Source organism: [Brevibacterium] flavum (assembly GCF_019317305.1).
GTDB lineage: Bacteria > Actinomycetota > Actinomycetes > Mycobacteriales > Mycobacteriaceae > Corynebacterium > Corynebacterium glutamicum.
Map to the genome: position 1 here is coordinate 1,986,460 of NZ_CP079240.1, position 15,823 is coordinate 2,002,282.

Sequence of the window (15,823 nt, forward strand, 5' to 3'; positions counted from 1 at the left end):
TTGACGTTCATCGCTGATGCTTCATCGTGTGCTCATCAGTGTTCAGTCTTCCTTACAAAAATCGGGTCCGGCGTTTTCCGCCAGGTACGTGCGTACGTGACCTGTATCCACGGTTGTGGACACCCTCAGCGCTCGGCCAAAGGCGCGACGCTGTTCAGCAAGGCCCAGTGCGTCGATGGAAGGGGTCAACCATGCTCCCCTGCCAGGCATCCGACGTTTCGGATCTGGAAGGATAACTCCCGGAAGCTCCGGGGATTGAACTACGCGGAGTAGTTCAGAATCAGGTTTACGTTCCCTGGTGGCAATGCAAGTACGGATCCGAATTGAGGTGCGGCTAGAAAACTGTCCAGATGAAGCTGTTACTGCATCGTCATGGAACATCTGCTGCGTTCAATCCCTTTCACCGTTTTTCATTTGACCAGAACGTGAATGCACGTCCTCCACAGCCCACACATGGGCCTTGAACAATATTACGCTACATTGACCCAAAATTGGAACCTGCAACTAATTACAAAGTTCCTATATGGCCTTGTGAGCCCAAAACCGGCACGAGATTTTCATGCCGGTTCAAGCGACTTTTAATCGATGTCAGAGTGGATGTCGATCTTCCAGCCGGTCAGGCGGGCAGCCAAGCGGGCGTTTTGACCTTCTTTACCGATTGCTAGTGAAAGCTGGTAGTCAGGGACAGTTACGCGCGCGGTTTGAGCTTCAAGATCGGTGACCTCTACGTTGACAACCTTGGATGGTGCCAGTGCATTTCCAACGAAGGTTGCTGGATCTTCGGAGTAATCGATGATGTCGATTTTTTCTCCACCGAGTTCACGCATGATGTTGGACACACGCTGTCCACGTGGGCCAATGCAAGCGCCCTTGGCGTTGAGGTTCTTCACCTTGGCTTGAACAGCAACCTTGGAGCGGTGCCCGGCTTCGCGGGAGATAGCAACAATTTCCACGGATCCGTCAGCAACTTCTGGGATTTCCAGTTCAAACAGTCGGCGCACCAGCTCAGGGTGGGTACGAGACAGGTTGATCTGGATGTCAGTGTTGCCCTTGCCCACGCCAACGACGAAGCACTTGACGCGGTCGCCGTGCTTGAGCTTTTCGCCAGGGATCTGCTCGGCTGGGAGCAAAACGCCGTCTTGGTTGTCCGCTTCGGTACCCAGCTGCACGATGATGATTCCGCGTTCAGCTGCGCGGGCATCTGCTTGAACGATGCCGGACACAACGGTGCCTTCATAATCTGCGTACGCATCGAATGCTCGGCTTGCTTCTGCTTCGCGCAGGGACTTAACGATCGCGTCGCGAACAGCGCGGGCGCTGACTCGTCCGAAGTTGGATGGGGTGTCGTCGTATTCGGAAGCGAGCTCTCCGTTTTCGTCGAATTCTGAGACGATGACGTTGACCGTGCCAGTTGTGGAATCGATGTCCACGCGTGGTTTCAGGTTCGCAGACGCAACAGTTTCGCGATTATCCATGTACGAATGCAAAAGTGCAGAGGCGATGGTGCGCAGCAAGTCTGGAACTGGGATTCCCTTTTCAGACTCGATGGCTTTTAAAGCCTGGACATCAATATTCACTTGTCTTCCTCTCAAGCTTCCACCACGTACTGTTTACGCGGTGGCTTCGTCGAATGTGCTTTCTGCGAGGGCAGTCTCATCCTGCGCAGGTTTAGCGAATTCAATTTCTACCACTGCTCGAGGGGAATGTGCTAATTCAAGGGTTGTGACCTCGAGCAACTTTTTATTCCGCTCGATCAAAACAACGTGAGTTTCGGCGTCGTTAAGCGCCCCGATGCGTGCTACGCGCTTTTTGCCATCCTGATCAAGCGCAACCAGGCGACCGCGGTTTCTGCGCCAATGGCGCGGCAGCGTCAGTGGGTTGTCCACGCCCGGCGTGGACACTTCGAGCGTGTAACCCGCTCCGAAGTTGAGCTCTCCGCGCTGCTCGGCGGCGTCGAAAAGCTCTCCGATTTCTTGGCTGAATACTTCCAGCTGGTCGAGATCGGGGCGGGAATCCGAATCTACCTTGATGGCGACGGCGGATTTTGGACCCGCTTTGGTCACTTTCAGGCTCTCGAGGTCGAATTTGTGGGATGCGGCGAGCGGCTCGATGAGCGCAGACAGAATTTCAGTGGTTGGAAAAGCCATAAAGACAAGGATAACCTGCCGGCAAAAATCATCGGGCTATTACACTGTGAAGCCATGCGTAGGCGTATCCCCTCTGTCCTTGGTGTTTCTCTTCTGGCTGCCTTTTTGGTGGCGTGCACCCCCTCCCCCAATCCGAATGCGGCGTTGGCCCAGATGTATCAGGATGCGCTTTTTGATTCCCAGGCGATGTCAGAGGCCGAGCCTGAGCTTGCCACTTTGCGCAGTCAGCACGCAGATGAATTATTGGCCGAGATTCGGCGTATTTGTGGCTTTGATGAAGGCCAGGTTCCGGAATCGTGCCAGGTAACGGTTCCTGCGATCGCTATTCTGCCCACCGATGATCCAGAGAAGTATGTCAACGACAGTCAGGCGTTGATCCTTGATAATTTGGATGACATTCCGGAAGATTCCGTGGCTTTAGTGGTTGAGCAATACATCGCGCAGGCGGAATTTGCTGAAGGATCTGAGGTGTCCGTTCCTGTTGATTTGGAGCTCACCGAGGCAGAATCAGCTGCTGCGAAGGATTTGGCGGACCGCGAGTTTTCCGCCGCGTGGTCTTTGGGCGTGGCTTTGGCTCAGCTTCCGGAAACCGACCGCGAGGAGGTGGAAACGGCGATCAGCAACCACCATGACCGCGCGTCGCAGCTGCAAATTATTACCTCCGGCACTACCCCAGCGCCAGGTTACGTGAGCGAGCTGCCCGACCCCACCGACGAGACTTCAGCGCGAAGCAACATTGAAACCGTCGAAAACAACGTCACCCAGGCCTGGCATGCAGCTGCAAGCGCCGCAACCACCGACGCCTGGCGTGTCTTCTGCGCGCACATCGCCGGCGATACCGCACGCGAATTAACGCTTATCGACGTCTCCTAGCAGTTTCACTGCCAATTTTTTAAGCCCAACCCTCTGCATAATTTTCTTTGAGCCGTGTAATATACACGGCTTTTCTGCTTTTAGGCTAAGTTTTCCTCCGCAAATTCACGAAAGTTTGCGCAATCGTTTTCGCCCACGCCTTCCGCAGTACACATTCCGTTCACACTATTTCGGGGGTAGGGCAAATAACGATTCATCTCACAAATTTCTATCAAACTATAGAAAGATATTTACATAATTGGCACAAACTCCCAGCTCGCTCCGAAAAACCTAGCAACTTAGTTAATTTTCCCTCACAAAAATTTAGGACACAGATCTCCATTCAAGTTTGGCTGTGACTCATGTCGCACATAGTATTTCAATCACCGGATCCGCACGATTGCAAAATCCTGGGGAATATTCATAACAACGGAGGTCACTCATGACTTTGAAGAAGTCTCTCGCTGTAACCACGGCGGCTGCACTTGCTTTGAGCCTTGCCGCTTGCTCGTCCGACTCCTCGTCCGACAGCTCCTCATCCTCATCAGGCAGCGAAGGCGGCGACAACTACGTCCTCGTCAACGGCACTGAGCCACAGAACCCGCTGGTCCCAGGCAACACCAACGAAGTAGGTGGCGGTCGCATCGTCGACAGCATCTTCTCCGGCCTGGTCTACTACGACGTCGACGGCTCCCCTGTCAACGATGTTGCAGAGTCCATCGAACTCGAAGGTGACAAGACCTACCGCATCACCATCAAAGACGGCCAGACCTTCACCGATGGCACCCCAGTTACCGCTGAGAGCTTTGTCAACGCATGGAACTACAACGTAGCTAACAGCACGCTGTCCTCATACTTCTTCGAGTCCATCCTCGGGTACGAAGAAGGCGTCGAGTCCATGGAAGGTCTCAAGGTTGTCGATGACACCACCTTCACCGTGGAACTAACCCAGCCTGAATCTGACTTCCCGCTCCGCCTGGGATACTCCGCGTTCTTCCCACTTCCAGATTCCGCACTGGAAGATATGGCTGCATTCGGTGAAAACCCAGTGGGCAACGGCCCATACAAGCTGCTTGAGTGGAACCACAACCAAGACGCCACCATCGTTCCAAACGAAGACTACGACGGCGGCCGTGCAGCACAGAACGACGGCGTCAAGTTCGTCTTCTACCCCACCTTCGAGGATGAGCTTTCTGGCCGCTCCATCAACCAGGCTTCCGCAGTGTTCCAGTCCTTCACCATCCCAGAGCGCCTCGAGCACTTCTCCGGTGAAGAAGGCGTTCTGCGTCGCCAGGCCATCTCCTTGGCCGTCAACCGCGACGAGATCACCCAAACCATCTTCGAAGGCACCCGCACCCCAGCGACTGACTTCACCTCCCCAGTCATTGCTGGTCACTCTGATTCCCTTACGGGCGCAGATGTTTTGACCTACGATCCAGATCGCGCAAAGGATCTGTGGGCACAGGCAGACGCAATTAACCCATGGTCAGGTGAATTCACCATCTCCTACAACGCTGACGGTGGACACCAGGCATGGGTCGATGCAACCGCAAACTCCATCCGCAACACCCTGGGAATTGATGCCCTGGGCAACCCATACCCAGACTTCAAGTCCCTGCGCGATGATGTCACCAACCGCACCATCAACGGCGCATTCCGCACCGGCTGGCAGGCAGACTACCCGTCCTTGGGCAACTTCCTCGGACCTTTGTACGGCACCGGTGCAGGCTCCAACGATGGTGACTACTCCAACCCAGATTTCGATGCCAAGCTCGCCGAAGCAGCAAACGCGGCCGATGTTGACGCATCAACCCCGCTATACAACGAAGCACAGGAAATCCTGCTCCAGGATCTCCCAGCGATCCCAACTTGGTACTCCAACGCAGTTGGTGGATACTCCACCAACGTGGACAACGTGGAATTCCAGTGGAACTCGCAACCTGCGTACTACCAGATCACCAAGAACTAGTAGCTTCGCACCACCCGCTCATCTTGTGTGAGCTCTAGAAGAAAGGCCCAGGTTAATGTTCACCCCGACCTGGGCCTTTCACCTTGAACACTTAAAACATAACTTCATCCGGCGCTTTATTAGCTTGAAGCGCCCCGCACCATAATCCATTCCCCAGCAAGCAAGGACACCCACGCTCATGCTTCGTTACGTCGGGCGACGTTTGCTCCAAATGATTCCGGTCTTTTTCGGAGCGACCTTACTGATTTACGCCCTCGTGTTCCTCATGCCTGGTGACCCAGTCCAGGCATTGGGAGGTGACCGCGGCCTAACCGAGGCTGCGGCCGAGAAAATCCGTCAAGAATACAATCTTGATAAACCCTTCATCGTTCAATACCTCCTGTACATCAAGGGCATCTTCGTCTTAGATTTTGGAACAACCTTCTCTGGTCAGCCAGTTATTGATGTGATGGCCAGGGCCTTCCCTGTCACCATCAAACTCGCCATCATGGCGCTGCTGTTTGAATCAATCCTCGGCATCATCTTCGGTGTTATCGCCGGTATTCGCCGCGGAGGAATCTTCGACTCCACCGTGCTGGTCCTTTCTCTGATCGTCATCGCAGTCCCCACCTTCGTCATTGGTTTCGTGCTGCAGTTCTTAGTCGGCGTGAAATGGGGCTTACTGCCCGTCACCGTAGGTTCCAACACATCAATAACGGCGCTGATCATGCCGGCTGTCGTACTGGGTGCAGTATCGTTCGCCTACGTTCTTCGCCTCACCAGACAATCCGTGAGCGAAAACCTCCGCGCTGATTACGTTCGAACCGCTCGAGCAAAAGGCATGTCCGGATTCAACGTGATGAACCGCCACGTGCTTCGAAACTCACTGATTCCCGTTGCCACCTTCCTGGGCGCCGATCTCGGTGCACTGATGGGTGGAGCGATTGTCACCGAAGGTATCTTCGGCATCAACGGTGTCGGTGGAACGCTCTACCAGGCCATTTTGAAAGGTGAACCCACCACGGTTGTCTCCATTGTCACTGTGCTGGTCATCGTCTACATCATCGCCAACCTTCTCGTGGACTTGATCTACGCCGTTCTCGATCCGAGGATCCGCTATGCCTAATAATGAATTCCACACAAACCACTCGTTGGGCCAAGATGATCAAACCCCAGATCAGGCTCATTTCTTCCCACAAGGACGAGGCGAGGCTCTAGTTCGACCAGGTCAAGAGCACTTCATCGCAGCCACTGATGAAACCGGACTTGGTGCCGTCGATGCTGTTGCTGATAACTCTGCACCAACCTCCATGTGGGGCGAAGCGTGGCGAGACCTTCGTCGTCGGCCACTGTTCTGGGTCTCTGCGGTGTTGATTATTTTGGCGCTTCTCCTGGCCGCAGTTCCGCAGCTGTTTACCTCAACGGATCCCCAGTTCTGTGTGTTGGCAAACTCTCTTGATGGTCCACAGTCTGGACATCCCTTCGGATTCGACCGTCAAGGTTGCGATATTTTTGCTCGTACCGTCTACGGTGCTCGTGCCTCGGTCGCCGTCGGTGTTTTGACCACGTTACTGGTCGCCCTCATCGGTACTGTATTTGGTGCTTTGGCTGGCTTCTTTGGTGGCATCATGGATACCATCCTCTCCCGCATCACCGACATGTTCTTTGCCATTCCACTGGTTCTGGCAGCCATCGTTGTGATGCAGATGTTCAAGGAACACCGCACCATCGTCACCGTGGTTTTGGTGCTTGGGCTTTTCGGCTGGACCAACATTGCGCGTATTACCCGTGGAGCGGTGATGACCGCAAAGAATGAAGAGTATGTCACCTCCGCACGTGCGCTTGGTGCATCAAAAGCCAAGATACTGCTGTCTCACATCATGCCAAACGCCGCGGCACCCATCATTGTGTATGCAACTGTGGCACTGGGAACATTCATCGTGGCAGAGGCGACGCTCTCCTTCCTGGGCATTGGCCTTCCACCATCAATTGTCTCCTGGGGTGCTGATATCGCGAAGGCACAAACCTCGCTTCGTACCCAACCCATGGTGCTGTTCTACCCCGCAATGGCACTTGCACTAACCGTTTTGAGCTTCATCATGATGGGCGATGTCGTCCGCGACGCTCTGGATCCTAAGTCGAGGAAGCGATGACCACCAACATCCCACAAACCCCCAACCACGAGGGTGAACAGCCACTGCTCGAGCTGAAGGATCTAAAGATTTCCTTCACCTCCTCCACCGGTGTTGTCGACGCTGTCCGTGGCGCAAACCTCACCATTTATCCTGGCCAATCTGTTGCCATCGTGGGTGAATCCGGTTCAGGTAAATCGACCACGGCAATGTCGATCATCGGTCTGCTTCCAGGCACCGGCAAAGTGACCGAAGGTTCCATCATGTTTGATGGCCAAGACATCACAGGCTTGAGTAACAAGCAGATGGAAAAGTACCGCGGTTCAGAAATCGGACTGGTCCCCCAGGATCCGATGACCAACTTGAACCCGGTATGGCGCATCGGCACCCAGGTCAAGGAATCCCTCCGAGCCAACCACGTGGTTCCAGGCTCAGAGATGGACAAGCGCGTGGCAGAAGTTCTGGCCGAGGCAGGTCTTCCTGATGCTGAGCGTCGCGCAAAGCAGTACCCACATGAGTTCTCTGGCGGTATGCGCCAGCGCGCACTGATCGCCGTTGGTTTGGCGGCACGCCCGAAGCTCTTGATCGCCGACGAGCCCACCTCTGCGCTGGATGTCACCGTGCAGCGCCAAATCCTTGATCACCTTGAAACACTGACCAAGGATATCGGCACCGCAGTGCTATTTATTACCCACGACTTGGGCCTTGCCGCTGAGCGCGCGGAGCACCTCGTGGTGATGCACCGCGGACGCATCGTGGAGTCCGGGCCATCATTGAAGATTCTGCGCAATCCACAGCACCCATATACCCAACGCTTGGTTAAGGCTGCGCCATCTCTGGCTTCTGCACGTATTCAAAGTGCGCAGGAACAAGGCATTGAATCTGCAGAACTGCTCTCTGCAACGGCCGTTGCTGAGGGCACTATTCCAGAGATGGAAGAAAAAGTTATCGAGGTGAAAAACCTCACCCGCGAATTTGATATCCGCGGTGCCCGTGGCGATAAGAAGAAGCTGAAGGCCGTTGATGATGTGTCCTTCTTCGTACGTAAAGGCACCACCACCGCACTTGTGGGTGAATCCGGTTCGGGTAAATCCACCGTGGCCAACATGGTGCTCAACCTTCTCGAGCCAACCAGCGGAGAGGTGCTCTACAACGGCACCGATCTCACGTCCTTGAGCAACAAGGAAATCTTCCAAATGCGACGCAAACTGCAGGTGGTGTTCCAGAACCCCTACGGCTCGCTTGATCCGATGTACTCCATCTACCGGTGTATTGAGGAACCGCTGACCATCCACAAGGTTGGTGGAGACCGCAAGGCACGCGAAGCTCGCGTCGCTGAACTTCTCGATATGGTGTCCATGCCCAGGTCCACCATGCGCCGCTACCCCAACGAGCTTTCCGGTGGACAGCGTCAGCGCATCGCCATCGCCCGTGCATTGGCACTGAATCCAGAAGTGATCGTGTTGGATGAAGCGGTTTCCGCGTTGGACGTGTTGGTTCAGAACCAGATCCTCACCCTGCTTGCAGAACTTCAGCAGGAACTGAAGCTCACCTATTTGTTCATCACCCACGACTTGGCCGTTGTTCGACAAACCGCTGACGATGTTGTGGTGATGCAAAAGGGACGAATCGTTGAAAAGGGTCGTACCGACGACATCTTCAACGATCCTCAGCAGCACTACACCCGCGATTTGATCAATGCGGTACCTGGTCTGGGAATCGAGTTGGGTACTGGAGAAAACCTGGTTTAACCCGCACAGCCTCACTAAACCCAAAAACACTTCTGCCCCGGTTCAAGAAATTCGATCTTGAACCGGGGCAGAGCTTTATTGTTCAGAAGAACTAGTTGCGGGCTTGAGCAACCATCTCGACGATCTGGGCGACAGCCTGATCTGCGTCGAGTTCGGACTTCTCGCCACCGCGGACACGGAGTTCAACCTTGCCTTCGGCGTAGCCACGGCCAAGAATCAAGGCGAATGGCATGCCAAGAAGTTCGGCGTCTTTGAACTTTACGCCAGGGCTAACCTTGGGTCGGTCGTCGAAAAGCACGTCCAAGCCTGCGGCAGACAGCTCAGCCGCAAAGCGCTCTGCTGCCTCGATGGCTGCGGCGTCTTTGTTAGCTGCGACGACATGGACCTGGTACGGAGCGACTTCGACGGACCAGTTGAGGCCAGCGTCATCGTGGCGCTGTTCTGCCAGGACGGCGAGCAAGCGGGTGACACCGAGGCCGTAGGAGCCCATGGTTGGGATGGCGCGCTTGCCGTTTTCGTCCAGGATTTGGACGTCGAAGGCTTCGGTGTACTTGCGGCCGAGCTGGAAGATATGGCCAATTTCGATGCCGCGAGCAAGGGTGAGGGTGCCCTCGCCTGCTGGTGCTGGGTCGCCTTCCTTGATTTCTGCAGCTTCGATGAAGCCGTCTGGGGTGAAATCGCGTCCGGCGACGAGGCCTACGACGTGGCGTTCCTTTTCATCGGCGCCGGTGATCCAGGAGGTACCGGTGACAACGCGAGGATCGGCAAGGACCTTCACGCCGTTCTTGGCCAGGCCAACTGGTCCGACGTAGCCCTTGACCAGGAATGGGTTGTCGGCAAAGTCGGATTCCACTGCGAGTTCAACTTCTGCTGGCTCAAATGATGCCTCGAGGCGCTTCATGTCTACTTCGCGGTCACCTGGAAGCAAGATTCCAGTGAGTTCTGCTTCTTCGGCACCTGGCTCGCGGACCTTCACCACGATGCACTTGAGGGTGTCAGCTGCGGTGACCTCGCGGCCCTCGATCTGCACGTCGATGGAGTTAGCCCAATCAACCAAAGCATCGATGGTTTCAGAAACAGGAGTTTCGTAGGTGACTGCTTCTGGCAGGCCTTCGATGTCACGCTCAACGCCTGGCTGGGTAACAACAGCTTCCACGTTTGCGGCGTAATTGCCGGAGGTAGAGCGCACGAAGGTATCTTCGCCGTTTTCAGATACTGCAAGGAATTCCTCGGAAGCGGATCCGCCCATGGCACCAGAGGTTGCCTGGCAGATGGCGTATTCCAAGCCAAGGCGGTCAAAGATGCGCTGATACGCTGCGCGGTGCTTTGCGTAGGACTCGTCCAAACCAGCATCCGAGATGTCGAAGGAGTAAGAATCCTTCATCACAAATTCGCGTCCGCGGAGCACGCCTGCGCGTGGGCGTTCCTCATCGCGGTACTTGGTCTGGATCTGGTACAAGGTGACTGGGAAGTCCTTGTAGGAGTTGTACAGATCCTTCACCGTGGCGGCGAACATTTCCTCGTGGGTTGGTCCGAGCAGGTAGTCGGCACCCTTGCGGTCCTTCAGACGGAACAGCGAATCGCCGTATTCTGTCCAACGCTGTGTGGTTTCATAAGGCTCACGTGGCAGGAGTGCTGGGAAGAGCAGCTCCTGTCCTCCGATCGCATCCATTTCCTCGCGTACGACAGCTTCAATGTTGCGCACTGCGCGCAAACCCAGTGGCAACCAGGAGTAGATGCCTGGGGCAACTCGGCGGATATATCCTGCACGGACAAGCAGCTTGTGGCTTGGAACTTCTGCATCTGCAGGGTCTTCGCGCAGGGTGCGCAAAAACAGCGTGGAAAGACGTGTGATCATAGGTGACAAATATACCCTCTCAACTTGGCTTCGACTGCCCTGCCCCCTCGATTTAAGAGGCAAGGCTTTTACAGTATCCTCTCATGCATGCTTATTGTGTTGCCTCCCTCAGAAACTAAGACCCACGGCGGTTCAGGAAAACCTCTGGATTTTCACCATTTGAGTTTCCCGTCGCTCACCAAGGCACGCCAAACAATACTCGCTGACCTGCAAGCTTTGGAGGTAGATGAGGCGCTGAAAGTTTTGGGCATTTCTGAAAAGCTGCGCCCTGAGGCCGAATCCAATCGCGCGCTGGAGACCAACCCTACGATGCCTGCGATTTTTCGGTATTCCGGAGTGCTTTATGATGCGCTCGACGCTGCAACGCTGCCGGAGAAAGCACTGGAACGCCTCGCCATCGGCTCGGCACTTTTCGGCATCGTCCACGCCACCGATCCGATCCCGCATTACCGCCTGTCCGGCGGCACAAAACTGCCCACCAAAACCGGCGAGCTGCCCACCATGAAGGCGCGTTGGGGCACAAGCATCAGCGAAGCGCTTATCGACGTCAACCAGCTGGTGATTGATCTTCGCAGCGGGACCTACCAACAGTTGGGTCGCGTAAAAGACGCCGTCACGGTACGCGTGGAATCAGTCATGGAGGATGGCTCCCGCAAAGTAGTCAGCCACTTTAACAAACACTACAAAGGTGAACTCGCCCGCGTGCTCGCGCTCTCTGAAAAAGAAGCACACACCGCCGAAGACGTAATGAGCATTGCGCAGGCCGCGGGCCTTGTGGTGGAGGAAAACCCCAACCACAAGGAAACCCTCACTCTGGTTGTCTAGGCGTTAATCACCATTTTGATGTGCTCGGAGTTAAGATCACGCAATCTCACGCACACACCACCGAGCATTTCAGCCAACACCCCGGCGCGCTCTTTGCGCACTTTGAGTCGGCCTTCGCAGTCAATGACCACGTTGCCGGACAGTCGTGATTTCACCACTGTTTCCGCCGCGGTGGCAATGCCTGCTTCGCCGGCATCGGAGGTGTCTTGGCCATCGGTCATCACCATGAGGATCGCGCGTCGGCCGGGTTCCTTTCGGCGTTCCCTTGCCATGAGATCCTTGGCCATGAGCAGCCCCTCTGCCAGTGGAGTGCGACCACCCATCGGCATATCCTTTAATTTCTGCTGAGCTTGCTCCACAGAATTTGTTGGATTCAACACCAGTGTCGGCTTGTTGCCGTTGACCGCGATAACCGCAACCTTGTCGCGGCGCTGGTAGGCGTCGTTAAGCATAGAGGTAATAGTCCCGGTGACCGCACGCACCCTGGAACGCGCAGCCATCGACCCCGATGTGTCGACGACGAACACGATGAGGTTGGCTTCGCGCCCACGGCGCAGCGAACCCCGCAGGTCCGTGGGCCGGAAATCGACCACGCCTTCAACAATGTTGGCGCCGCGTTCCGTAGCCGCCATGAGCGTGCCCACTAAGTTGATGCCGTGTCCACCCTTCATGGGGCGCACATCAGCGCCCTGGCGCGAATACGCCTTGGAACGCCTACCTGGGGTGGAGTCCTCCTCCCCCATGGACGCCAGGCGCAAATGCCTAGGAGCGAAAGGGGCCGCCGGATCCGGCAGTACCTACCTTTCCAGTAGTCTGCGCCTTCGCCTGCGCAGTTCCCTGCAAACCGTCTTCCTCGGTGGGATTGTCGGTATCGGTAAAGGCCTCTGCACCGGTTTCCTCATCGGTGATCTTGGCGGCAGGTCCTTTGTCTTCATTGTCTTTGAAGAAGTCCCGAGCTTCCTGCAGGGTTTCCTGAAGCTTGCGCTCCTCCATTTCTGGAGCATCGAAAGGATTACGGCGACGGCGGTGTGGCAACGCTAGGCGAGCTGCGATCTCCACGTCTTCTTCCGTAACCACAGTACGGCCAGCCCACGCGGCGTGAGCAAGTGCGGTACGCGTAATCACCAAGTCAGCGCGCATGCCGTCGACCTCAATACGTGCACACAGCCACGCAATCTGCGACAAGATCAGATCCGGCAACTCCACACCAGGCAACAAATCCTTAGCTGCCAGAATACGATTGGAAGTTTCCGCATCTTGCTCAGCCCACTTCGCCATGAACTGCTCAGGAGCGTTTTCAAAATCAAGCCGGCGGCGAATGATCTCCACGCGCACCTCAGGGTTCGTAGACGCAGCAACGTCCACAGCCAAACCGAAACGGTCCAGCAGCTGCGGGCGCAGCTCGCCTTCCTCCGGGTTCATGGTGCCCACCAACACGAAGTTTGCTGGTGAAGAATGCGAAATACCGTCACGCTCAATGCTGACGCGACCGCTTGCAGCTGCATCGAGCAGAGCATCCACCAGGTGATCCGCCAAGAGGTTGACCTCATCGACATACAGCACACCGCCATCAGCCTGCGCGAGCAAACCTGGCTGATATTCCGCACGGCCGGTGGTCAACACAGTTTCCATGTTGAGGGAACCCACCACACGATCCTCCGTGGATCCGAGAGGCAAGTTCACCAAAGGGGCATCACCTAAAAGACCGGCAAAAGCACGCACAGTGGTAGTTTTCGCTGTACCCTTCTCACCTCGAATCACCACGCCACCAATGCGTGGGGAAATCGCAGTGAGGATCAACGCAAGCCGAAGCTCGTCTTGTCCCACAACCGCGGAGAATGGATAGCGGATCTGTTGTGACGCCATTACTGTCCTTTAATGTGAGTTTTCTTGAGATTTTTTGGTGTGACCTGGCACATCCATAAAGTGAGACCTTAGTGGGTTTAACCACCCAACTTAAGGTTTTCACAAAACCAACAACAAATCCCTGGACAAGTGTCTACAAAAGGGAGGAAACTACCCCCATTCTTAGGCGATCTGCTTAGAGGCCAGCGACTTGTCCAATGACATACACAGCTGGAGGCTTAATCTCTTCCTCCACCATGACTGCACCCAATGTGCCCAAGGTGCACCGAACTGAGCGTTGTGCATCAGTAGTGCCTTCCTGAATAACAGCTGCTGGAGTATCTGCATCAAGCCCGCCGTCCATGAGCGCCTGGGCAATCGCCCCCGCATTTTTCACACCCATGATGATGGACAAGGTGCCACCCGATTTGGCCAACGCAGCCCAATCAACCAGTGACTTCGGATGGCCTGGAGGCAAATGTCCAGACACCACGGTAAAGGAATGCACCACTCCCCGATTAGTAATAGGAATACCTGCCGCCGCTGGAACGGACACCGCACTGGTCACACCCGGAATGACCTCGCATTCAATTCCATGCTCGGCCAAAAACTCCAACTCTTCAAAACCCCGACCGAAGACATAAGGGTCACCACCTTTAAGGCGAACCACCTTTAGTCCCTGCTGTGCGTATTCAACAAGCATCTCATTAGTACGCTCCTGAGTGACCTGCCGCCCATACGGAAGCTTGGACACATCAACAACAGTCTTCGAGCTGATGTCGCACAATTTTTCCAACTCATCAGTGGGCCCCAAGTGATCAGCCAAAATGACATCAGCCTCCTGAAGGCGATTCATCCCACGCACCGTAATTAAGTCCCATGCACCAGGACCTCCACCAATTAAGGAGACTGGCTGGATTATTGGCTGGTTTTCTTGGGAAATCGTCATGGGCATTAATCCTAGTCCCAACAATTGCCAGAACCCGAACACTAGGCTTGAACCATGAATACTGCACCTTTCAAACTCGAAGCTGACTTCGCATCAGCCCTGCCCACCATGGCAGCCCCCTGGCAAGGTGAGGAAGCCCCCAACCCTGAGCTCGTGATTTTAAATGACGACCTCGCCTACAGCCTCGGGCTTGATCCGACATGGCTTCGCACACCTGAGGGCGTTCAATTTCTTCTCGGACTCAACCCCGAGCCCTTAACAAAAGCAGTTGCGCAGGCCTATTCCGGCCACCAATTCGGACAGTTTGTGGCAAGCCTTGGTGATGGCCGAGCGCTTCTTCTCGGCGAAACCCGCTCAGCTGACGGCGTACTGCATGATATCCACCTCAAAGGATCTGGACGAACCCAATTCTCCCGAGGAGCCGATGGACGCGCCGTCCTTGGCCCCGTCTTACGCGAATACATCATCTCCGAAGCGATGCATGCACTTGGCGTTCCCACCACCAGGTCACTTGCAGTAATTAGCACCGGTAGGAAAATCCAACGAGGAAGCGTAGCCCCAGGCGCAGTCCTTGTTCGAGTAGCAACCAGCCTCATTCGAGTCGGATCCTTCCAATACTCCAACATCTCTGGTGGCATCGAACTATCTCAACACCTGGCGAACTATACGATCACCAGGCATTTCCCTTCGTTGGTAGCTGAACTATCCGCACCAACCCCCGCAACTTATGTATCACTGTTTAAAGCGATTCTTCAGCGCCAAGCAGACACCGTTGGAAAATGGACCAGGCTGGGTTTCGTTCACGGAGCCCTCAACACAGACAACACGTTGATATCCGGAGAAACTGTTGACTACGGCCCATGCGCTTTCATGGAGCGCTACCGTGGCGACGCGAAATTTAGCTCCATCGACACTTATGGTCGCTACAAATTTGAAAACCAACCTATGATCCTCGGATGGAACATGGCCCGCCTCGTAGAAACCCTCCTCCCACTCCTGGGCGCCACACCAGACGAAGGCATGACAGCAGCCCAAGAAGCTCTCGGAGAATTCGATGACCTCTGCGAACAAGCAATCCGAAAAGAATTCGCCACTGCACTGGGCCTTGACGAGTCAGACACCGGCACGGTAGAGCAGTTCCGTGAACTGCTCTACCTCCATAACCCCGACATCACCACGCTGCTGCGCGCACTCACCGACAACACCGCACCACCGAGTGGCTTTGAAGCATTCGTTCACGACTGGAAAACCCAAGACCCAGATATCGAAGCAATGCGAGCAGTAAATCCACTTTTCATTCCACGCAATCACCTCGTGGAAGCTGCTCTCGCAGACGCAGTTGAAGGGAATCTAGAAAAGTTCCACGAACTCCTCGCTGCTGTCACCAATCCTTTTGATCCAACTGCGGGCCCCGATGAACTACGCCTGCCAAGCGAAGAAGGATTTGAAGAAGACTACATGACCTTCTGCGGTACCTAGGACAGATGGTGGGGCAGACGTCGGGGTCGCTGCGTGG

At 55.3% G+C, this 15,823-nt stretch carries 14 protein-coding genes; 7 read left to right on the forward strand and 7 right to left on the reverse strand.

The features are described from left to right. Positions 1 to 42: 42 nt before the first annotated feature. The 3 genes from KW808_RS09565 to rimP all read right to left on the reverse strand — a co-directional run bounded on the left by KW808_RS09565 (position 43) and on the right by rimP (position 2,147). Positions 43 to 381 carry a YlxR family protein gene (locus KW808_RS09565; RefSeq protein ID WP_003861698.1) on the reverse strand — a complete coding sequence of 113 codons (339 nt, stop codon included), beginning with the start codon at positions 379 to 381 and terminating at the stop codon, positions 43 to 45. A 197-nt stretch (positions 382 to 578) separates the two neighbouring features. Continuing rightward, positions 579 to 1,577, reverse strand: coding sequence for a transcription termination factor NusA (gene nusA, locus KW808_RS09570; protein WP_003861701.1), 999 nt, complete (start codon positions 1,575 to 1,577; stop codon positions 579 to 581). 33 nt (positions 1,578 to 1,610) lie between these two features. Beyond that, complete coding sequence (gene rimP, locus KW808_RS09575; RefSeq protein WP_003861703.1) at positions 1,611 to 2,147, reverse strand: ribosome maturation factor RimP; 537 nt, start codon at positions 2,145 to 2,147, stop codon at positions 1,611 to 1,613. Positions 2,148 to 2,201: 54 nt separating this feature from the next. Between rimP and KW808_RS09580 the strand changes: the two genes are divergently transcribed. The 5 genes from KW808_RS09580 (at position 2,202) to KW808_RS09600 (ending at position 8,830) form a co-directional block, all read left to right on the forward strand. Next, on the forward strand, positions 2,202 to 3,020 hold the full coding sequence (locus KW808_RS09580; protein ID WP_034983788.1) for a DUF4439 domain-containing protein: 819 nt from the start codon (positions 2,202 to 2,204) through the stop codon (positions 3,018 to 3,020). A 421-nt stretch (positions 3,021 to 3,441) separates the two neighbouring features. After that, positions 3,442 to 4,968, forward strand: coding sequence for a peptide ABC transporter substrate-binding protein (locus KW808_RS09585; RefSeq protein WP_170844369.1), 1,527 nt, complete (start codon positions 3,442 to 3,444; stop codon positions 4,966 to 4,968). 178 nt (positions 4,969 to 5,146) lie between these two features. Then, positions 5,147 to 6,073, forward strand: coding sequence for an ABC transporter permease (locus tag KW808_RS09590; RefSeq protein ID WP_003857497.1), 927 nt, complete (start codon positions 5,147 to 5,149; stop codon positions 6,071 to 6,073). Further along, complete coding sequence (locus KW808_RS09595) at positions 6,066 to 7,100, forward strand: ABC transporter permease (RefSeq protein ID WP_003861707.1); 1,035 nt, start codon at positions 6,066 to 6,068, stop codon at positions 7,098 to 7,100. Before KW808_RS09590 ends, KW808_RS09595 begins: the two co-directional genes overlap by 8 nt. Next, positions 7,097 to 8,830 carry a dipeptide ABC transporter ATP-binding protein gene (locus tag KW808_RS09600; RefSeq protein ID WP_003861710.1) on the forward strand — a complete coding sequence of 578 codons (1,734 nt, stop codon included), beginning with the start codon at positions 7,097 to 7,099 and terminating at the stop codon, positions 8,828 to 8,830. Before KW808_RS09595 ends, KW808_RS09600 begins: the two co-directional genes overlap by 4 nt. 91 nt (positions 8,831 to 8,921) lie before the next feature. Here KW808_RS09600 and KW808_RS09605 read toward each other — a convergent pair whose 3' ends face one another. Further along, on the reverse strand, positions 8,922 to 10,688 hold the full coding sequence (locus KW808_RS09605) for a proline--tRNA ligase (protein ID WP_003861711.1): 1,767 nt from the start codon (positions 10,686 to 10,688) through the stop codon (positions 8,922 to 8,924). A gap of 87 nt (positions 10,689 to 10,775) precedes the next feature. On the opposite strand from KW808_RS09605, the gene yaaA reads away from it, so the two are divergent. Beyond that, positions 10,776 to 11,513, forward strand: a complete 738-nt coding sequence (gene yaaA, locus KW808_RS09610) for a peroxide stress protein YaaA (RefSeq protein ID WP_003861712.1) — start codon at positions 10,776 to 10,778, stop codon at positions 11,511 to 11,513. Here yaaA and KW808_RS09615 read toward each other — a convergent pair. From KW808_RS09615 to cobA, 3 genes are all read right to left on the reverse strand, one after another. Continuing rightward, the gene (locus KW808_RS09615) at positions 11,510 to 12,256 is read right to left on the reverse strand and encodes a vWA domain-containing protein (RefSeq protein ID WP_003861713.1); all 747 of its coding nucleotides are present in this window, start codon (positions 12,254 to 12,256) and stop codon (positions 11,510 to 11,512) included. The genes yaaA and KW808_RS09615 overlap by 4 nt on opposite strands. Before the next feature lie 19 nt (positions 12,257 to 12,275). Beyond that, positions 12,276 to 13,379 carry a magnesium chelatase ATPase subunit I gene (locus KW808_RS09620; protein WP_003861714.1) on the reverse strand — a complete coding sequence of 368 codons (1,104 nt, stop codon included), beginning with the start codon at positions 13,377 to 13,379 and terminating at the stop codon, positions 12,276 to 12,278. A 175-nt stretch (positions 13,380 to 13,554) separates the two neighbouring features. Beyond that, entirely contained in the window at positions 13,555 to 14,307 is a 753-nt protein-coding gene (gene cobA / locus KW808_RS09625) for a uroporphyrinogen-III C-methyltransferase (protein WP_003861715.1), read from the reverse strand. Between the two features lie 54 nt (positions 14,308 to 14,361). Here cobA and KW808_RS09630 point away from each other — a divergent pair, with 54 nt between their 5' ends. After that, positions 14,362 to 15,786: a protein adenylyltransferase SelO gene (locus tag KW808_RS09630; RefSeq protein WP_003861716.1), complete on the forward strand. Its 1,425-nt coding sequence runs from the start codon at positions 14,362 to 14,364 to the stop codon at positions 15,784 to 15,786. The last annotated feature ends 37 nt before the right edge of the window (positions 15,787 to 15,823 follow it).